Genomic DNA, 21,387 nt, shown 5'->3' with positions numbered 1-21,387 from the left:
TATTAATCTTTTAAAACCTCAATCTTAATGTTCAGTTTTTTAGCTATCTCAAAAAGTTCATCGCATTCAAAACCTCCCTCAACCCTTAAGATTTTATCACAATCTTCAAGATCAAAATCTATTTTTAAATCACAGAATATTTTTAATAACTCAGACTTAAAAAAATTGGCTTGATATTGATTTTTAATATCAGTTTTAAAAATTTCAACTTGAGCTAAACCATGATAATATTTCTGTTCTTGAGCAAAGGAATTATTCATTTTTTATAATAAAAGTAAAGTTCGAATCTCTTATAACAAAAATATAATCTTATAAGATAACGATTCTTAGCATAGGGCAAGAAAGCAAACAAAATAACATCAATTGGAACAAAATTATAGCCACTTCACACCTTTATTTGGTAGATTCAAATGATTATTTTATCAAATACAAATCTTTTTTATAGTTTTATAATTATTAATCTTAAATCAAGCATTGTATTGAACTTTTCATGTTCAAAAAGTGATCGGTCTTGACATTAACATTCTAAATGAAATCTCTTAAAAACATATACAAACACCCATTAATTTCAATTAAGGATTTAGAAATTATATATAAAGCACATAAAAAAGTATTTTTCAAAAAAGGGGAATATATACTTATGACTGGACAAATAGCAAATGCGTATTTTTGTATTGAAAAAGGAATCGTGAGAACCTATGCCATTGATTATAAAGGCAATGATATTACTACGGGCTTTATTGGTGAAAGTGAAATAGTTGTTGATGTATTTTCCCTTTTTCATCAATCTCCTGCAAAAGAGTATATCGTGGCTTTAACAGATTGTGAGATGTATAAAATAGATTTTGATACATTCCAGGAACTTTACCATGCTTCTAAAGGTTTTAATGAATGGGGTCGAGCATGGATGTCGCATAGTTTATTTCAACTTAAGCAGCGCATCATTTCTATGGTAACAGAAGCTGCAACAGACCGGTATAAGTCTCTTATAGAGGAACGTTCAGAAATTTTCAGCCAAGTGCCTCTTAAACATATAGCCACGTATTTAGGAATTACAGATACATCATTAAGCAGGATTAGAAAGGAACTTATAAAATAAATACTCAAACATATCAATTTCCAAATTTAGAGAAACTATTTCTTACCATATGCGAAGATAAAAGTTCCTGATAACCTTTTTATTTGTATTGTATAATCTAAACATGAGATAATTCCAATTCCTTATTGTAAGCATCTTATCATAAGTTCGTTGACATTATAAATGGCGACCCCGCGATAAAAATTGATAAATGACAAAATCAGAAATAGCAAAAGCATTTTCAAATGGAGAATTTGAAAAAACATACAAGTTTATATCCGACACTGCCGAATGGACCGTTATAGAAGAAGATAGTTTTAAAGGAAGACAGGCAATAATTGAAAACTGTGAGCAAGTTGGTAAGTATTTTAAATCGGTAACAACCGACTTCAAAATACAAAACATCATCGAAAGTAGAAATAAAGTGATCATTAGTGGTACTGCTGAATTCTTAAGAGACAACAAACGTGTATCATTTGTTTCTGCTTGTGATATTTATGAGTTTGATGACAACAACCAAATACGAAGCATTACTTCATATTGCATTCAATCAAAATGAAAATAAAAAAAGTATTTTTCGCTCATAGTGGCGGAGCTCAAGGCAGTGCAGGACAAGGAAGTTTCGATCTTGTATTGTCCCTGAAAAAAGAGTTACGGAACGAGTTTGAAATTCATTACCCATTAATAGATGGGCCAGAAGATCCTTCCTATCAAAAGTGGAAAAACCTTTTGGCTAAAGAATTTAAAAATTTAAATGAACCTGTTATACTAATTGGACATTCATTGGGAGGGTCAGTATTGCTTAAATACATTTCGGAAGAAAAACCAGATATTTATATTTCTTCATTGTATTTAGTTGCAACACCACAATGGGGAAAGAATGGTTGGGGTATAGAGGAATTTGAGCTACGAGAAAATTTTGAACATGAATTAGGAGAAATAGAAAAAGTATATTTATACCACTGCAAAGAAGATTCAATTGTTCCTTTCAAACATTTGAATTTCTATAAAAAGGCATTCCCAAATGCAATCGTAAGGGTTTTAGATGGAACAGACCATGTCTTTTCTAACGGATTACCGGAATTGGTAAGCGATATAAAATTAAATAAATCATGACAAAAAGTAAATTAATGGAAATGCACAATGTCGGTATCGTTGTAGAATCCCTCGATAACGCAGTTGCTTTTTTTTACGGAAATTGGACCGACCCTTGAAGGACGGATGATGGTAGAAGGTGAATGGGCCGGACGTGTAACTGGACTCGGCAATCAGTCTGTTGAGATTGCCATGATGGTTACACCCGATGGAAACTCCCGACTGGAGCTTTCACAATTTCTAGTCCCTCAAACAATTGCAGACCATAGGAATGCTCCTGTAAATTCACTTGGCTATCTACGCATCATGTTCAGGGTTGATAACCTTGACGAATTGTTGATTAGACTTAAAAATCACGGTGCCAAAGTAGTTGGAGAAGTGGTTCAGTTTGGGGACATGTATCGGCTTGGTTACGTTCGTGGAGCAGAAGGACTGCTTATCGGATTAGCAGAACAACTCAATAGTGAAACAGCAACAGATGTTTTAGAGAGTAGTTAAGTTATTGGTGAGTATTGTAAAACGACAAAACAAAATCATAGAAAATGAGAAAAATAATAACAAGCTTTCATATGTCCCTTGATAATGTAGTCTCAAACCCAGAAAAATGGATGTTAATGAGTGACGACATCCTAAAATCTGCAATGCATTATTATGAACAATTGGATACGGCAGTTTTTGGCAGTAAAACATATCCCTTATTAGCAGGGTATTGGACGAACGCAGAACAAACTTCTGTTTCTGACATTGAAAAGCAGTTTGCCCAAAGAATTAATGGAATAAATAAAATAGTATTATCTCGTTCAAACGTAGAAATTGTTTGGCAAAATTCTGAATTGCTTAAATTTTCAGATATTCAATCATTATCAGAGTCACTAGAACATTTGAAGCAGCTAAACGGAAAAAATATATCCGTTGAAAGTGGTGTAGGATTATGGAAATTGTTCTTGAAAAATTCATTTTTTGATGAACTGGTTGTATCAATACATCCCGTAATCGTTGGAAAAGGCGATAGACTGTTTTTGAACTTCCAAAATAAAGAAGAATTAATATTAAAAAGCCACAAGATTTTTAATAATGGAGTTGTTGAATTGCACTATACTAAAAGCAAAAACAATCTAGCCAAGGTTTAAAAAATTGAAAATAAAGTTTATAAGAATGGATACTTAGGCAAACAATCATCACTCATCAAGTACTATAAATCATTTGGTTTTCGGGTTATTGAGAATTAACAGATACTAATCAGCTTCCAATTCAACACAGAAGTTTGAATGTGACTTTGCTTGAATTGAAAGCGAAGCACCTTTAAATAACTTTTTTAGATAGCTGTATAACGTTGTAAAATGAAACCAGAACATATAGCCAAAGCCTTCATAATAGAAAACTTTGGTTGATTTATTAACATAATAATAAATAAACATGAGAAAATTAATACTTATTGTCCACGCCTCATTGGACGGCTTTGTAGCAGGTGAATATGGAGAATTTGATAACTTCAAGCCAAGTCCTGAAAATTTGGATTTTGTATGTAGTTTGACAGACGATGCCGATGCCGCATTAGTTGGAAGAGTGTCTTACCAAATGCTGGAAAGTTATTGGTCTACAGCGGGGGATAAAGAAAATGCTACGAAAAGTGACATTAAATATTCAAATTGGTATAAGGCAGCTGACAAAATTGTTTTGTCTAAGACTCTATCCAACCATACGGTAAAAACTAAAGTGATATCGGATAATATAGCGGTCAGTATCCAGGGCATAAAAGCCCAATCAGGTAAAAATATTTTGATGTTTGGTAGTCCCACGACTTTTGAAACATTAAGTCATCTTAATTTAATCGATGAATACTGGGTAATTCAATATCCTGTCTTTTTCGGAAAAGGAATACCGTTTTTTAATCGTATCCAAAATTCAAGCCGACTGAAATTACTAAGTGTAAAACAGTTTTCAGAAGGTGAAATAGCGATTCATTACAGTCTGTAACCATCTTATTTAAGATTATTTTATGCTAAAACCTTGTTGCTGATTTAGAAATTTTTAGCATATACTACAAAATACATTATTCATAAAATTTTAAAAATGTTAGAAGAAGATAAAATAAGACAACTAAAAGAAAATCTGAGCAGAGCAATTCGTGAAAAAGATGCAAAAAAAGCAAATAAGCTATTTGTAAAAAATTGTGTACTTTTTTTAATGGCACCACCTTTGATGGAGAAATTTGATGAAGGGCTAGAGGGCTTAAATAACCTAGAGAACTGGTTTTTAACCTTTGAGAATGGTATTGGATTAGAGACAAAAGAATTGGAAATAACCAACAATAGCGATATTGCCTTCTTAAGCAGCCTGGAGCATTTAACTGGAAAGCGTACAGATGGTAGTGAAACGGACATTTGGTTTAGGGAAACCTTAGGACTTCAAAAAATAAAAGGAGAATGGAAAGTTACACACCAACACCAATCTTTTCCTATGCATATGGACGGTACTGATAAAGCTGCTACTAATTTAGAGCCTTGAGCCTTATAAATTAATCTATTACCAAAGAGCCATCAAAATTTAAACTTTTTTAAAAATCAAGTATTTCAACTAATAACAAGATTAATATTGGTAATGTATACAAAATAATAGCAACAGTAGTGAAAAATTCAATGAAATGGTATGAAACACATTTTTAACAGGTCTGACAGAAATGATCTTATTGAAAGGATTGAAGATCTTAATGTTAATGCAAACCCCTTGTGGGGAAAAATGAATTTATACTAAATGATTGTGCATTGTAAATTATGGGACGGGATGGTTCAAGGAAAGGTTTATGTTAAAAGGGATTTTCTTAATAAGTTTCCTGGGGAGTTATTTCTTGATGATGTATTGAATAAGCCTATGATGAAAAACGCCAATGCCAGCCCGGAATTAATTGTCAAAGAGGAAACAGGGGATGTTCAGGCCCAAAAGAAAAGCTGGATTGAGGGAATCAAAATATATTCTACATTTGAATGTAATGGCTTTATCCATCCATTCTTCGGCAAAATGACAAAAGAACAAATAGGATGTTTAGCCTATAAACATACAGATCATCATTTAAAGCAGTTCAACGTTTAAACAAAATTCGGTACATATGAAAACAGGAATAAGCAAACATTTAGCTGTTGTAGCATTGCTGCTAATAGGTTTTACCCTATCAGGTAATGCGCAAAGTAGCGAACTTATCGAAATCCATAAGTTAATTAAACAAAAGGATTTTTTTAAGGCAATGGAATACTATAAACAAAAAAGAGAAGCTATCCCAACTGGATATGGCCTTGTCATAGAAGCAACATTAGACAATGCTTTTAATAACCTTGAAGCATCAGATAGAAAGATAGCAGAACTAATGAAAAAAACATATTTAATTCCGGATTCCTTAATGCTTCAGCTTTACAGGTTAAAAGAAGATAATGCCGTTAAACTATTCAAGTACAAGGAGGCTAAAGAAGCGGTAAGTATTATTTTAGACCAATACAAACCCTTGGTTGATGAAAATGAAATCAGTGACCTGGAAAACAATAATAAAATATGGACTGCTTTAGAAAACGAACCTCCACAGCATGTCATTATTAATAATGATAACCGAATTAAGATAAAAAAAGATAAAGCCGGACTGAACAATTTAAGTGTGGTTGTCGCTAATGATTCCCTGGATTTCGTATTTGATACCGGTGCTAATATATCCACAACCATAAAATCCATTGCTCAAAAACTAAATATGAAAATAATTCCTTCAGACATTCAAGTAGGCTCAATAACCGGCATCAAGGTGAACGCCCAACTTGCAGTATGTAAAGAATTGAAAATAAACAATATCATTGTAAAAAATGCTATTTTTCTGGTGTTTGATGACAAAGACATGGCTTTCCCTCAAATTGATTACCAAATTTATGGTATAATAGGGTTTCCTATAATTTCTGCAATGAAAGAAATACAAATCACTCATGATGGTTATTTTATTGTACCTCAAACTGAAACGACATTATTTGGAGATTCTAATATGGCATTAAATGGCCTTACGCCCTTAATTTATATTGATGGTAAGCATTACACTTTTGATACAGGAGCAGATAGCAGCATGCTTTACCATCCTTATTATATCGAAAACAAAATAGAAATTGATAAAAATCATAAAATCGAACCTATAAGTTTTGGTGGAGCTGGAGGTCATAAGCAATTCGATGGATTTAAGATAGACGCTGTTTTTAACATTCTGGGAAAAGAAGTGATTCTAAATAATATCGATTTACTTAAAGAGCCATTAGGGGACAAACAAAAAGTTTATGGAAACATTGGCCAAGACTTCATCCAAAAATTTGAAAAAATGACATTGAACTTTAGTAAAATGTTTATAAAATTTGACTGATAATTAAAATAAAGCAGGTAAATAAATAATATCTTTTCCTTGATTTACACTACAATCTTAAAATTTTTATCTGTTGCAAGTAAGATAACACAAGCAATACAACAATATAATGCGGTAGTGTAATATGTGTAATCGTTATGTGCGAAATGCACCATCAGAGCCCCAATAGCAAAAGGTAATAACCAAATAGTTGAGATGTTCTTAATTTGGTGGATCCATATCCCAAAGATTAATCCAAACACACCTAATAATTCTGCATAACCGATAAACAAAGTCCATGTTTGGCCAAAGCCAAAATCCCTCATGTTTTCCATCATGCTTTGTTTTTGAAAAACTTTGAAAATGCTTGCATAACCAAATGCATAAACTAAATATGTATAAGCAACCCAATGTATAATTTGAACGAGTAGTTTCATGTTTTTTTTCTACAAAATTAAGTGTTAAATTCGTTTTAAGATAGTACATACAAAATTGTATGGTACTAATAAAAAAGTAAAAAATGAGAAAAACAACGTCAACCAATACAATAAACAAAGAACAGTTGGAGGCTAATTGTGGTATAGCTTACACCAATTCAGTACTAAATGGCAGATGGAAGCTTAGTATTCTAGCATTTCTATTGGATAAAAGGACATTAAGATATGGCGAATTAAAAAGTAGATTAATAGGAATTTCAGAAAGGATGCTCATAGCACAGCTTAAGGAGCTTCAGGCAGATGGCTTAATAAAGCGCATTCCATATCCAGAAGTTCCGCCTAGGGTAGAATATGAACTTTCTGAAAAAGGAAAATCTTTAGAATCCATTTTGATCCAAATGTCTGAATGGGGTACTAGAAATAGATAGTCAATATTAAACTTGTGAAATCTATCCTATCAGTCTTAAATTTCTATAGGGATTAAATATTTGTCCATAAATAATTTGAATTTCTTTACATATGACAAGTTTGAATGAATTTTTATGACTGATATTTGTTTTATCAATTTAAAAGTGTAGCATAGATCTTAAAAAAATGTCCGACTTTTTGTTGCAAGTCCAATCTAAAGTTTGAGAAACAAAGTAGACCTATTGTCAAATGAAGAACAACTCACAGATAACAAATTATATGCGCTAATGCTCCCTAAATGGTAAACGTCGCACTAGCATTACTATCCGTTGGTTACCTTTGAGATACGAACAAATTATGAACAAATCGATATTTATATTAATTTTAGTTTTGTTATTAGTTTCTTGTAAAGAAAACTCAAAGGAACATAATGCTATAATTAATGACTTTGAGATAGCAGAAAATGAATACCAAAAATATACGCAAGAAAATGGCTGGATCAGAATGTCCGAAATAACCGTAAAAGAATTTATTACGGAATTGAAATTTGGAAATGATAATGAATTGAATATATTATCAACCATTGGACAAACTGACAAAAATTGGATTACTAATTCTGACCTAAAATTTCTGATTTCTCAAATTGAATCAAAAGAAAAAGCAAAATGTGTTAATCGAGTTATATCCTCATTTATTCCTGACCCAAAAAATATGACAATTGGAGATCAAGTTATTTCAATAATAGAGGCTTATCGAAAAAACGAACCATATCCAAACGAACTCTATATTTGTGAGAGTTATGACAAAGAAAAAGTGAATGAAATACTGGAATGGTGGAAGCAAAAAAACGGTAGCTAAGCTGTGTATAAAAAATATTATATGAAAATTTGTATTGCACAGACAAAGCCTATTAAAGGAGATATTCAAAAGAATATAGAAAATCATATAAAGTTGATAGTTCTTTCTATTCAAAACAGTGCTGATATCATAGTGTTTCCAGAATTATCATTGACAGGTTACGAACCTGAATTAGTTGAAGAATTAGCAACTACCGAAAATGATAAAAGATTTGATGAATTTCAAAAAATTAGTGATTCAAGTAAAATTATTATTGGATTTGGATTACCTACAAAAAATGAAGTAGGGATCTGTATAAGTATGATACTTTTTCAACCAAATAAACCTAGAATAACTTATTCAAAAGAATATTTGCATCCAGGTGAAGAAAAATATTTTGTTTCTGGTAAAAATTCACCTCCCATAACATTTGAAAGTAATAAACTAGCATTTGCAATCTGTTATGAGACATCAATTCCAGAACACTCTGAAAAGGCATTTAAGAATGGTGCTAATATTTATATAGCTAGTGTATTGAACTCAATAAACGGAGTTGACAAGGATATAAATCGAATTTCTGGTATTGCCAAAAAATATCAAATGACGACAGTAATGGCTAATCTTGTGGGTAAATCTGGAGAATATGATTGTGCAGGAAAGAGTTCTATTTGGAATAATAAAGGTTTATTAATTAGACAACTAGACAATACCAACGAAGGCATTGCTATTTTTGATACTGAAAGTGACAATCCTGAGAAGAAAACAGTAACATATAAGCTAAACCGAAACAATGATTAGAGTGAAGGACAACGACCCGCTAACATCATCTATACGTAAGTAAGGCTTTGTGCTTCGCAGGACAGAAAAGTACTAAAATTAAATTTCAGTTCTTCGCAGGAAGTTCAGTGGTTAAATCCCTGCCTGCGTGTAGCTGCAAAACGTTACCTGCAAGCCAATATGAACCCAATATCAAATTTAGTTGAAAGAATAAACAAGAATGACCTTTGGGATAGGGAAATAGAACTTGAACGTAATGAGTATTTGAAAGTAAAAGGTAGTATTGATACAAATATCTATTTAGTAACAAATGGGAGTCTTAGAATATTTGTAATCGATGAATATGAAGAACATACAATTAGGTTTGGTTATAAGAACAATCTAATAGCTTCATTAGATTCATTTTTGAATGAAGAACCGTCTGACTTTTATATTCAAGCGTTAAAAAAAACGACTGTTAAAGTCATCAACAAAAAAAAATATATCTCTTTCATAGAGTCGTCATCTGAGAACAAAGAAATATGGCTTTCTATTCTAGAAAACTTCGTTTTGCAGCAAATGGAAAGAGAAAGAGATATTCTAACATCTTCACCAATTGAAAGATATAAGAGGGTCTTAAAGCGAAGTCCTCAACTGTTTCAAGAAATACCAAACAAATATATTGCTTCCTATTTAGGGATGACACCTGAAACACTTTCTAGAATTAAAAAATCTTGATTTCAATCAATCTTTTTTGTTGTTTATTGATAGACATTTGTATAAAAATAATAATAATGGCAATAGCAACTAAAAAATTATTACAAAGTCTATTAGATATTACTCGTCAAAATTTGAATAGCATAGAAAAATTAAAAAATCAACCTATTGATTTACTAAATTGGAAACAAAATGCAGAAAGTTGGAGTATATTAGAATGTATAGAACATTTAAATAGGTATGGCGATTTCTATATTCCAGAAATAACAAACAAGATTAAAACCTCTAATTACAAAAGTTCTGAAATTTTTAAAAGTAATTGGTTAGGTAAATATTTTAGTAAGTCTGTTTCATACAATGAGGATTTAAACAAAATGAAAACATTTAAATCCATGAATCCTTTAAACTCAGAACTAGATATTGAAACACTCGAAAAGTTTATAAATCAACAACATCAGATAATTGAACTTTTAGATAAGTCTAAAAATGTTAATCTAGACAAAACGAAAACAGCAATTTCGATTTCGAAATGGATTAAATTAAAATTAGGAGATACATTTAGAGTACTGATATATCATAATGATAGACATATCAAACAAGCTGAAAAAACATTAAAAAAAGCCAGCAAGTAATACCAGTTATAGTTCATTACTTCTGACTTTCCTCTCGAAAAGTCCTAGCAAATTTGCTATCTTCGGTTTACGGCGGAAAATCCTCGCACTCAAACACGCATTTTCCATATAAACTACAAAAAACGGTTAAGGCGAACCACTTAAAACAGAAATTGTTGAGCCACTTAAAAACTCGTTTCAGCCTAAGCTATAAACGGGTTTGCAGTAATTATTGCTATGCTCACTTTTATCCGCTGAAGGTGGCTCACATTGACCGTCCTATCCAAGCAGTCAAAATAATTAAGTGAAATAATAGTGAAACAAAATATTTTCGATCTAGTGAAGGACATATTGATATTCTAATTATTGATTTTATTATGATAAAAAAAGTATCAAAAATAAACAAATCTGGAACACTAAAATTTTAATAGTGATGGAATGCAATGTTAAAACCTAAGTCCTCAAAAATTTTGGTTATTAATAAAGATAATAGAAGATAATAGAAGAGACTAGAAGAGACTAGAAGAGACTAGAAGAGACTAGAAGAGACTAGAAGAGACTATATTTTAGGGGTTTAATAATAAATATTTTTAAAAATTCTAAATTATTACGGCAATAAAAACAAAAATAGATAGAGTTTTAGCAAAAATGAAATATTTTAACACACATATATAAAAAAGAAAAAGCTGACGAAGAATCACCACGACAGCCAAATCACTATTTACATCGAAAATCTTTTTATACTATATTCTCATTGACTTACACATCCTACTTTCCAATTCTTAATAACACAATTTTAAGTTTTTCCGATTAGATAAATATAATAATTATTTTACTCATAACCAAGCAATTAACGCAATTTTGTGTAAATTATTTTTCCTTCTTTTATTATGGATCCTAAAAATGAAAAAGAATCTTTATTAGCAATTTCAATTTCTTTTTTTGAATGTATTAAAACATCAGATCTTAGTGATAATTCGCTAATGAAATGACTGATTTGATTCACTAATATGTTTTTAAAATACACATCTTCCATGATTAATAGTAAATCGATGTCACTATGCAGGTTATTGTTTCCTTTTGCAAACGATCCGAAAAGAATAATGCTTTCCGGATCAGCTACAATTTTTATATAATTAATAATTCTATTTAAAGTTTTATTTGTCATTACTCAGTGGTATAACATAAAATGAATAAATCATCTATTTGATCAGAAGTTAATGAAGTGAAATTAGCAGGTGCTCCTTGTACTTTTAATTTAAATCTCAATTCACCTAAAGCATCAGGCTTAATTCCCGCTTCATAATTTCGAGTCGTATAATGCACATTATTAAAAGATGGATCAGGAGAAACATTACTTACTGCTGCCTCATAATCGGTATTTGTAACTTTCATCATTAATTCAAAATCAGAATCAACTTTACTTTCAATAATTATTTCCATTTTTTTAATCTTAAGATTGTTAATATTTCCTCTTAAAAAGAATGGATAATGTTCAGATTTTAAATTGACTATAAATTCTTGATCTAAATCATTACTAGGAAATATAAATTTATGCCACTCATTAGGAAACTCATGTTTAAGACTAAATAGTTTCACTGAATTTTGAGGAATTAGATTTTGTAATTGAGTATTTGCAGGTCCGGCCAATGTACTACCTCCATCTCTTGATGTATAATTAACATGAATAATCATATCGGATATACTCGCGAAATCGAAATGATTATTTTCATGAGGCATGCTAATTTGCCATTCACTTATAACACCTGCCCCTTCAAATGGTAAATATCTTTCATCATTAAAATTCAATTCAAACATACCACTATCGGCTTGACCATGGCTAGTTGCAATCGATGAAATTGCCCCCAATTGTGTTTTAAATCTCAAATCATTTTCATCTACCTTTTCATAAATACCTCCAGAAAGTGTTGCATCTATACGGATTTCATTTTTAATCATAACCAAACTGCAATTCACACTTGTGTAAGGCCCCGCAATGCATGGGATAGAAACAGATACTGACTTGATACGTCTCATATAATGACCTGGATAGTCCATATTAAATATCCATTCAGGTAATGATAGAATGCATTGTCCAGTTTCTTTAAGTGTCATTAAACTAAGTGGTGCTATTTTAGCTAATGAAATATGCTTTGTAATTTCGAGTTCTCTTTTATTTTGATCTATATATGCAGTTTCTAATCTCCTTAAATCATGAAGTAATTTATCACCAGATAACAATCCTTTTTTAAGACTATCCCAATAACCAAACTGTATATAAGAAGAGTTTTGAACCCCTAGTTCATATTGATAACATTTTTCAGCCTTTTTAGCCATATCATAAGCTAGTTGATATGCTTGAAAATAGATTGTTGAAATTTGAGTAATCATCCAATTATACAATTGTTCATTGGTATACTTATTACGCATGTAATCACCAACAGTTTTAGCATTCTCAATTTGAAGATCCTGATTTTCAAGTTCTTTTTCTGCAATTGATTGGCGAATTTGAGCAGCATTAATCTGAAATTGAATTTGATCAATATCTATATCGGCTAATCTCCCTTGAAAATCCCAATCTTCCTTTCTTCGTTGATAACCAGAAACCGTATTAAGCATTGTTGATATTTGGGAAAGCATAGTTCCTACAGCACTAACAGCACTACCTTGTGCCTGTAAAGAACTTGCAAACATTCCACCTCCAACTGACATAGTTACATTAGGAGTTCCTCCAAAACCAGAAATACCTATACTAAAATTAGGTATTTGATGCAAAAAGCTAGCAATTAAGTTATGAATACCTGCAATGCCAGTCATTACGACAGAGCCTCCAGAAAGTATTAAAGAAGCTGCCTCTAGAGCATTAATAAAGTCTTTATTTTCGTAGTAGTTTTTTCTCTCTTCAGCAGAACTTTTTGCCTTATTCATACTGCCTACTATTTCAACAGCTTCATCTATCTCTTTTTTCTTTACTTCTTTAATTGCTTTTAACAATTCTATTTCATGTTGTGAACGTAAAATTGATAAGGCTTCTACATCTTTCTTTTCAAGAACACTTAATAACTTATCTCCTAATTGTTTTACATCATTTACAAAATCAATAGCTTTTTGAACAATCACTCTAAAGCGATAATGAGGTGTGCCAGCTGTAATATCATTTAAAACACTATTTAAATCCATACCAGCTGCTGCTGCCTTAACTAATAAAGCTGGATCTATAGGAGGTTGAAATAAAGGAAGTTGCCTAACAATTCCTTCAATATTCATGCAATGACGAATTTTGAATAACCTATCTTCAACAGTGTCCCAATATTTTATAAGGTCACTATTATTTGGGATACAGAAATAAAAAGTTTCGATTTTTGGCATTGGCTCACTTCCCCCTGTGGAAGGAACCACCTCAATAGGCAGCAAGGTATCTTCTATTATTACATCTACGCTTGCATTTCCAAAATCATCAAGCTTGTTTTCAATTTCGTTAAAACTTAACTCCTCACGATTTACATTTGGAATTTTTTGAGGACGATCTCCCAGAATTTCATAAGCAAGCATGTACAACAATGAAGCTTCATTTATAGATTCTATTGAATCTCGACGAAATAGTTGGTCTCCCCAAGCAATTAAATTATCCAAATATTTCATTACTACATTGCGTTGATATGCTACTGGTCGATAACGAGCAATTAAATGAGGCTTAAAAGGATTATTTCTCCATGCTTTTAATAGGTCTTTATTTTCATCATCATTAATGTTAGATAAAATATTTTCTATTCTTTGTTTGCGATAATCTGCTGAATTGTGTTCGTAAAATGGCTTTGTAACCCAATAGCGTTGTGGTGTTGGTAACGCTTCTATATTGGTAGGATCAAAAATGTAATGAAACCAACGCATTGATTCTTCAAATCGTTGATTTTGTGAAAGTTTTGTTGCAATTAGTATGGGACCATGAAAAAAAGTTTCCCAATTATAAATTGAATAGGCTCCGCCAAAAGAGAAATCTAATCGATCCTTTTTAGCTTCATCATCAACAGTGACTAATTGATTGTTTGGATAATAGCTAGTACTAAAATTAAAATTGTTTTTTGGAGTATAGCTTTCTGGTTTTGTTTGAAGTTTTCGATTCAATAATCCATCCATTCCATCTCTATTTAATTCTCTTAAAAATAGGGTGGTGTAAGGATGATAAAAAGGTTGAAAACGATATTTTTTTGTGCTACTAATTAATTGACCATATTGATCAAATCTTTTTTGCCATTCAGGTTGAATAAAAAAAGCTCTTTCATGATCTTGATAAAACATAGGATGTTCAGCACCTATTTGAATGTCTTGTTGTGTAATCACTAGTTCAAATGGATTGTGTGCACCAGTAAGTAAAGTAGGTGAGCCACCATTTGGTTTTAATATTCTTAAATTGCTATTATTAGGTGAATGTACTTTATTATTGGTTAAGTGTGTATTGTGAAAATGCATACCGTAAGGTAAACGTAATCTGGGACCATCTTCAGTTGTTGATAGTTTTTTAATTTTTGCACCATCTTCACCAAAATTATTGTGCACATATTCATAAGATGTAGTGTTTAACATAACATCATAACTTGAACCAAATATCTCAAAGTGGAAATAAGAATTAAGTCCTCTCATATTTAACTCTTTAACATCCCCATTAAACACAAAGGAAGATGAATGCCAGGGCTTATAAGTTTCATTAAAATAATTATGCGTTACACGCACCTTTTTATTTTGTATTGGGTCATAAAATTTTCTGTCATTAAATTCTTTTGCTGTAGAAAGATAAATATCCAACCACAACTCATTAGTAAGTGGTTTATAGTATGGCTTCAAATTATAAGCATAACGTGGCCTTTCCCACGGATGAATCATTTTATTTTTAGATATTTTTTTAGAAGACCAGCCCTTTTCCTTCTGAATACTCCAAGCTAATTGAATTTCTAACATTTTCTGAGGTTCAGGTGCATCCTGAGACCCTGAAGAAGGTTCTGCAGGTGGTGTTTTAGTTGTTCGTTGTGCTTTTTCCATAAATACTAACCAAAACAGATGCAGTTTTCGATTATAAATTACTGGTATAACCTGATCACCCTCAATATCTACTTCAATTTTTTCCCAAGCAGTCCATGTTGAATAATTTAAATCATATTTGCGATAATAATAAATTGGAGGAATAGATTTAGTTCTGGCCACTACATGCACAAAGTTTGTTTCATATCCTATTTCACTTAGATTTAAATTTTCTCGTTCATGATAAACCCCACTCACTTCTAAATTAGCCACTTCATCAACCTTGTGAATATAACTTAAATAGGCAGTTTCTACATTATCATGTGTAATTTCATTTTGTAATAATTCATTTTCAAGTTCCTCAAAAAATGGCGACTTGTCATCGCGTAATTCAGGTTCAATCCAATTTTCAGGGTAAAAGAATACTTTACGATTGGCTTCCCATATACGATACACTTTCATCCATTTCCATTGTGACCAAGCATTTTCCGAAGCTACATCTTCTTTTTCTTCCTGACTTACCTGTACATAACGATTTTCAAGGTTAAGAAAGCAACGCTGAACAAATAATTGTATAGAGCTTATTCCTTGTTTGATACGTGAGGTAAGTTGGCAGGAACTCATTTCTACATCTATTAATAAATATTTGTATAACGCATTTGCATCTTTCCAAAATAAAGGATTAGGAATATTATCTCCTTGAAAAACAACAGTTGGAGCCTCATTTCTTTGAGATTCTTCCATATGATACGCTACCAATGCTTTGCGCTTTCTATCTCGCAAATCATCCATTAAAGGTGTTATTTTCTGAAGCCAATCTTCATTTTCATATTTAGATTTTATTGCAAAACGAGTTTGAATTGCAATATTTGATTGAGTGTTAATATCTTCTCTATTTGACCACAGAAACATAGTTTTAATATTAACACCAGTTAATTTGGCTTGGGCGATGCAATTATGTAGTCTCCAATATGTTTTATAATTTGTATAATCAAGATTTCCAATAGCATGTTTTAATTTTAAATTGGTAACTAGTATTTTTAATTCATCAAAATCCCATTGGGTAAGCTTACTGAGCTCCGATAATAAATCCTCTTTTGAAACGGTAGCATCAATAGCCATTTCCAAAATATTTATCATTGAAACATTTTCTGGTTCAGGATATTTTGATTTAAAACTGATTAACTTGTATAATGCTAACCAACTATTATAATAATTTGTGATAGTAGAAGTAATAGGTAATTCAGAAAAATTTAAAGTACCTAGGTCACTGTGATGTATAATAAACCATTCTAAATTTTCAGTGGATATTTTTATACGTTGAAGCAATATTGAAACTTTATGGAGTAATGCATAAGCTTTGAAATGATTAGAAAAATTAGTGACAGATATTTCTATAAATTCTCCACTGGGAACAATACTTAAAAGTGATTTATCAGATAATATTTCTGATAGTGTCTTCGCCTGTCCGGGTAGTATGAGATTTTCTAATAAAATTGTTGCTTGTTGATCAGAAAGATTAAAAGTATTAGCAATGTGAGATAGTATTTGTTTTTTATTCTGACCTAGTAAAGTATTGATGTTTTCTTGTAAAATTTTAATATTTGAAACCAGATTATTTTTATCAAAACCATTAGCAAACTGTAAAATGTATTCTGTTTCCTGAATAGAAAAATCTGCATTAATAAATTTTTCATTTAATACTTTTAAGGCATTTTGTAAAGGTAAAATGTCTATTAATATTTGGACATCAGAAACTACTAGTAAAGCATCGGCATCAAAAGATAGAATAAGATTATTTAAAGTGTCATTAAGTCCTAAGCTATCAATAGTTTCTTTGTTTTTTATAATAATATTGCGTAGCGCATGTATGTATTGAATAATCGACTCTTCTCTTAATCCTAAAGGAGATTCAGCATCATAATTAATAACATAATCTAATTCTTGAAGTGAAAACCCGGATGCTTTGATAGTTTCCATTGTTTCCACATAATCTATAGTTTCTTGTAAGGAGTTAAATGGATTTGCAAGCCCTTTTATTTTTTGTAGCATTGTGAGGTCTGTTATTGATATTTTAAGACCTTTAGCTAAATATGTATACCTCAATAAAATAGATAATGAATTAAGAGACAAACTATTGTCAGTTTTGGCTTTTAAAATTTCAAAATCAGTTTGAGTTATTGCTAATGCAGAGAGTATTGTTGGCACAGGAGTATATCCATTATATGGTGCGGATGTGTTTTCTCCTAATATAATTGGTGCATTAAGTGGTAATGTTTTAAAATGAGTATCTACAGGGTTAGTTATAGTAACATTTCTGAATAGTTGATCATATAAATTAGGAACTTTTATATTTGCTTGTAATGGATAAATTCTTTCTTCAGTATTAATGTAGTCATAAAATGATAATAGTATTTCAAACTTAACTTTAAGTTTTCCCTGAAGTAGTTTAAACTTTTTTAGATTAATAAGAGTATCCTCATTAATAGTTTTGTTCCCAATTTTGGTGTTTCGTAATAGTAAATCTAACTCCCACATTTCCCAACCTGTTTTTCTCCATAATCTGATAAAACGATGCATAATATCAAATTTTGAAACATTTAGATTGGTAATTACTTGTGTGTCAACATCACATGTGTCAACTGGCCTTTCAATGACACTTTTAGATGGTATAGTTGGGTCATTTACAAATTTTACAAGCAACAATTGTAAAAGCTCTGTATAGGTTAATTTTGTCCTGTCCATGAAGTCTGAAACAGCAACAGATGTTTGGTTGGTATTGAATCCCCAATATATGTTTTGTTTTACAACAGATGCATCTGTTGTTTTAGTGATAATTTTAGTTTCATGAGAAGAAATACCAAAATATTCAGCAGCTATAAAAACATCTTTAGGAACTTTGTTTAAGGGGTTAGATATATCCTGAAAAGCTTCCATTAATTCAAATCTAGGAACACGTAAATAATTCAAATAAGTACGAGTTTCTTCTTGCCATAAATTAAAAGAAGTGTCCATTGGGTAATTGGCTTCTGCTAAAGTGTTATATGCATGTGGGCGAATATGTTGAGGGATAGCTCTTAGTTCACTAGCAGACATTGTTGTTTGGAAATCAAAATCTTCTTGTTTTGGAGCAATATGATTTTCTAATAATTCACACACCAAATCAATATACGGCATGGGTGTATTTGTGTTTTCACAATTTAATTTAATTTTGCCTAAATCAGGACGTCTTTCAAATAAAACATCTTTTACATTTAATGTATTGCCTCCTTGTTCTATTAATGAGTCATGCTCTTTTAAAAATCTAAGTAAATCTGTGAAATAGGCAGCTGGTCCATACAACGATTTGCAGTGTTCACACTCGCAAAAATCTAAAGTTCCAAAAAGAGTTTCAAGGTTAGGAATATCTCCTAATGCATCTTTTATTTCTTTTTTAGTATAGGTTTGCTTTATAATAGCTTGAGGGCTTCCCCAATGTATTTGGGGTGTATATTCCATCAATTTGCCTAGTATTTGAGCATATTGAGATTTGGCTTGTTCATATAATTTTACAGCATATTTAGGTTCAATTCCCTTTTTTTCAAATAAGGTTGTAATTCTTGTTTTACTCAACGCATATATTCTTGATGAACTATGTAGACCTTCTTCAATTAATACCTGACCAGCAGCAGCTTTTGGTGTTAATTTATGAATTCGTTGAAAAACTTTAACTTCTTCTCGAACTGATTTGTCAATAGTAATGTTATTATCATTCAAGTATTTATCAAAATTTTCAGTTTTGAAGTCTATATCTTCATGATTGTCAACAAATTTTTCAACTTCATCAAGTTTTTTAAGTGGATGTTCACCTCCTTTTTTGACTGCAGAAACTAATGAAACCATGGGATATGTAAACTCTGCTCTTTGCTGAAGGACTGCAGCATACGTTTTCACTTTTTCGGTGATTGTATCTCCTGGAATATTATCAGGAACTTTATTACCGTTATCCTTAATTAATTTTGAGAATTCTTTTTCGCTAAGTTTAGCAATATCGCTGGCTTTGTTAAAGGGTTTACCTGGACCGATATCCTTTTTAATAAATTGAATAGTTGAAATATGATTTTTTGTAATATTTCCCAATTTGACAATAGCCTCAAAATCAGTAATATCTTTATTTTTTATTGTTCCATCAGCTTTTATAGCTTCCCAGAAATCATTATTAATACCTTTACTTATATAAAATTGATTAGCAATTAAATTATAATTTTGGGAGGATATAGATGATTCATCTAATAACAATTTAAGGTTTGCATTCCCAATTAAAATAGGTTTTTCAAGTGTAAAGGTTTGTCTAAAATCTGCAAATGATTTTTTAATTGAGTCTATATTTATTTTTACTTTTAAAGAAACCAAATTTTCTGAAATTGCATTATTTAAGGTCTCTTCAACAAGTTGATCATCTGAAAAAATAATTCCATTTTTAGCAAGTTCTACAAGTTGAGGCATTGTTTCCCAATCATTTGTTGCCTGCAATAAATTGCCTGGCAATTCTTGAGGAAGATTTTGTATTATAAAAGCATAAAAAACTTCTGCATTGAGTGTGGCAGGAAAAGTATTGTCATTTGCAATATGTATCGCTAATAAATAACACATTAAATTATCTATACTCAAACCAGTTTGAGTACTTAATTCAGTAATTTGTTTATTTTCATCTGTTTCTTTTACCGTAAGTATATTGACATTTCCTAGTGCTTTTCCTAGAATTTTTTGAGTAGTAAAGAATTGTGAGTCACCTAAATATTTTTCACCTGAAAGATTGAAGTTTATCCATTGAGTTTTAGCTGCATTGTAAATAATTTTTGATGTAATTAATTTATCTTTTTCATCTAAAAGTTTAACTATTAAATGGAATTTAGCTTTAGGTAATCCTGTAATTTTGTCAATAGGTGGGCTATAAATAATATCAAAGAAACCATTACTGTGATTTTTCTTTGTCATTAATGGCTCTTTATTTTCACCATCAATAAGTTTTTCGTGAATGTGCAAAACCATATTGCCTTTACGGTTGTGAATTATGTCACGTACAGAACCTTTAATGCGATACTTATTATAAATTTCTTCAGTTTCAGGATTTGCCAGTTTAACTTTTTTATTTAAAATTTTAGATGTTTTGCTGTCAATTTTCCCAGTTTGCGGAAGACCATTAATTTTTTGATAAGCTATTACAGCTTTATAGGTTGTTTTTCCAAAAGTTTGTGTGTTATATTCTTTAGCTGCTATTTTGTATCCCAAATATGATAGCGTTTTTTGTAAATCGGCAACTCTTGCAGATGTAACATTAATACTCATATTACCTCTTGACAACTTAAGATCCTGAGCTGATGCTTTTTTCATCCACTTTACAGGAACACCTTTACTAGCAGCAATACTCTGTATTTTATCTAATGTAGATTTGTCTAATTTTCCAGTTGCAGGTAAATTATATTTAGTTTGTAGTTCCTGAATTGCTTTTTTAGAAGAAGCACCTATCTTTTTTGATTTAAGTTCAGTTTCGGTTATTTCTACAGGTAGTTTTGCGATTTTTAATGCTTTTTGTAATGTAGATTGTAGATTTCCGATTTGTGTTTTGGTGGTGTATTTTTTAGCGATTACTTTTTCATGAAGTTCATTGAGTAGTGCTTCACTAATTTTACCATCTGCCTTCAATCCAACTTCTTTTTGTAAGCTTTTGATAGCTTTACGAGTTTCGGGTCCGGTGGCTCGGTTTTGTTTTTCTTCTTTTGGAATTTCAATGGATAAGCGTTCTAAAAGGTCATGTAATTTAACTGTTCTGGTTTTGCTGTTGGTATGATGCGCATCAAACAATTCAACATTTAAAATATCGATAGTTTTTTTATTTAATTTACCTGTAGCTGGCAGCTTTTTCTTTTTTTGGAATTCTTTAATAGCATTGGTGGTAGATACCCCCAAATTCTTTATTTCCAATTCAGTTTTATCAACTTTAAGGTTTAATTTTCTTAAAGCCAGATGGATGTTAGATACATCAGTTTTAGATATTTTTTTCGAAGTTAATTTAAGCTTATCCATGACTAT

General features: G+C 31.0%; 18 protein-coding genes. 14 read left to right on the top strand and 4 right to left on the bottom strand.

The genetic code is table 11. The features are described 5' to 3' along the window. Positions 1-2: 2 nt before the first annotated feature. Entirely contained in the window at positions 3-260 is a 258-nt protein-coding gene (locus QLS71_RS11775) for a hypothetical protein (RefSeq protein WP_308993451.1), read from the bottom strand. Positions 261-529: 269 nt separating this feature from the next. Between QLS71_RS11775 and QLS71_RS11770 the strand changes: the two genes are divergently transcribed. The 9 genes from QLS71_RS11770 to QLS71_RS11730 all read left to right on the top strand — a co-directional run bounded on the left by QLS71_RS11770 (position 530) and on the right by QLS71_RS11730 (position 6,554). Continuing rightward, a complete protein-coding gene (locus tag QLS71_RS11770; RefSeq protein WP_308993450.1) occupies positions 530-1,099 on the top strand; it encodes a Crp/Fnr family transcriptional regulator in 570 nt (189 codons plus the stop codon). A 190-nt stretch (positions 1,100-1,289) separates the two neighbouring features. Then, complete coding sequence (locus tag QLS71_RS11765; protein WP_308993449.1) at positions 1,290-1,637, top strand: nuclear transport factor 2 family protein; 348 nt, start codon at positions 1,290-1,292, stop codon at positions 1,635-1,637. Further along, the gene (locus QLS71_RS11760; RefSeq protein ID WP_308993448.1) at positions 1,634-2,194 is read left to right on the top strand and encodes an alpha/beta hydrolase; all 561 of its coding nucleotides are present in this window, start codon (positions 1,634-1,636) and stop codon (positions 2,192-2,194) included. The genes QLS71_RS11765 and QLS71_RS11760 overlap by 4 nt, the downstream gene beginning before the upstream one ends. 315 nt (positions 2,195-2,509) lie before the next feature. Further along, positions 2,510-2,671 (top strand): hypothetical protein, encoded by a 162-nt coding sequence (locus QLS71_RS11755; protein WP_348636546.1) that lies wholly within the window; start codon positions 2,510-2,512, stop codon positions 2,669-2,671. A gap of 44 nt (positions 2,672-2,715) precedes the next feature. Next, a complete protein-coding gene (locus tag QLS71_RS11750; protein ID WP_308993446.1) occupies positions 2,716-3,303 on the top strand; it encodes a dihydrofolate reductase family protein in 588 nt (195 codons plus the stop codon). 286 nt (positions 3,304-3,589) lie between these two features. Continuing rightward, positions 3,590-4,150 carry a dihydrofolate reductase family protein gene (locus QLS71_RS11745; RefSeq protein WP_308993445.1) on the top strand — a complete coding sequence of 187 codons (561 nt, stop codon included), beginning with the start codon at positions 3,590-3,592 and terminating at the stop codon, positions 4,148-4,150. Positions 4,151-4,246: 96 nt separating this feature from the next. Next, a complete protein-coding gene (locus QLS71_RS11740; protein WP_308993444.1) occupies positions 4,247-4,681 on the top strand; it encodes a nuclear transport factor 2 family protein in 435 nt (144 codons plus the stop codon). A 276-nt stretch (positions 4,682-4,957) separates the two neighbouring features. Beyond that, complete coding sequence (locus tag QLS71_RS11735) at positions 4,958-5,263, top strand: DUF1569 domain-containing protein (protein ID WP_308993443.1); 306 nt, start codon at positions 4,958-4,960, stop codon at positions 5,261-5,263. A gap of 16 nt (positions 5,264-5,279) precedes the next feature. Beyond that, entirely contained in the window at positions 5,280-6,554 is a 1,275-nt protein-coding gene (locus tag QLS71_RS11730) for a retropepsin-like aspartic protease (RefSeq protein WP_308993442.1), read from the top strand. 44 nt (positions 6,555-6,598) lie between these two features. Here the strand turns inward: QLS71_RS11730 and QLS71_RS11725 are convergent, their stop codons facing one another. Next, positions 6,599-6,970: a DoxX family protein gene (locus QLS71_RS11725; RefSeq protein WP_308993441.1), complete on the bottom strand. Its 372-nt coding sequence runs from the start codon at positions 6,968-6,970 to the stop codon at positions 6,599-6,601. A gap of 83 nt (positions 6,971-7,053) precedes the next feature. On the opposite strand from QLS71_RS11725, the gene QLS71_RS11720 reads away from it, so the two are divergent. The 5 genes from QLS71_RS11720 (at position 7,054) to QLS71_RS11700 (ending at position 10,320) form a co-directional block, all read left to right on the top strand. Then, positions 7,054-7,398, top strand: a complete 345-nt coding sequence (locus tag QLS71_RS11720) for a winged helix-turn-helix transcriptional regulator (protein ID WP_308993440.1) — start codon at positions 7,054-7,056, stop codon at positions 7,396-7,398. A gap of 337 nt (positions 7,399-7,735) precedes the next feature. Further along, positions 7,736-8,236 (top strand): hypothetical protein, encoded by a 501-nt coding sequence (locus QLS71_RS11715; RefSeq protein WP_308993439.1) that lies wholly within the window; start codon positions 7,736-7,738, stop codon positions 8,234-8,236. Positions 8,237-8,257: 21 nt separating this feature from the next. After that, entirely contained in the window at positions 8,258-9,013 is a 756-nt protein-coding gene (locus tag QLS71_RS11710) for a carbon-nitrogen hydrolase family protein (protein ID WP_308993438.1), read from the top strand. A gap of 159 nt (positions 9,014-9,172) precedes the next feature. Further along, positions 9,173-9,709, top strand: a complete 537-nt coding sequence (locus QLS71_RS11705) for a Crp/Fnr family transcriptional regulator (RefSeq protein WP_308993437.1) — start codon at positions 9,173-9,175, stop codon at positions 9,707-9,709. Positions 9,710-9,765: 56 nt separating this feature from the next. Next, entirely contained in the window at positions 9,766-10,320 is a 555-nt protein-coding gene (locus QLS71_RS11700) for a DinB family protein (protein ID WP_308993436.1), read from the top strand. Positions 10,321-11,149: 829 nt separating this feature from the next. Here QLS71_RS11700 and QLS71_RS11695 read toward each other — a convergent pair. After that, complete coding sequence (locus tag QLS71_RS11695; protein WP_308993435.1) at positions 11,150-11,467, bottom strand: nucleotidyltransferase domain-containing protein; 318 nt, start codon at positions 11,465-11,467, stop codon at positions 11,150-11,152. After that, entirely contained in the window at positions 11,467-21,381 is a 9,915-nt protein-coding gene (locus tag QLS71_RS11690) for a neuraminidase-like domain-containing protein (protein ID WP_308993434.1), read from the bottom strand. The genes QLS71_RS11695 and QLS71_RS11690 overlap by 1 nt, the downstream gene beginning before the upstream one ends. Positions 21,382-21,387 lie beyond the last annotated feature (6 nt).

It is taken from the genome of Mariniflexile litorale (assembly GCF_031128465.2).
In the GTDB taxonomy this organism is placed as follows: domain Bacteria; phylum Bacteroidota; class Bacteroidia; order Flavobacteriales; family Flavobacteriaceae; genus Mariniflexile; species Mariniflexile litorale.
The sequence above is the reverse complement of the archived record's forward strand: the minus strand, read 5'-3'. Positions and strand labels throughout refer to the sequence as shown.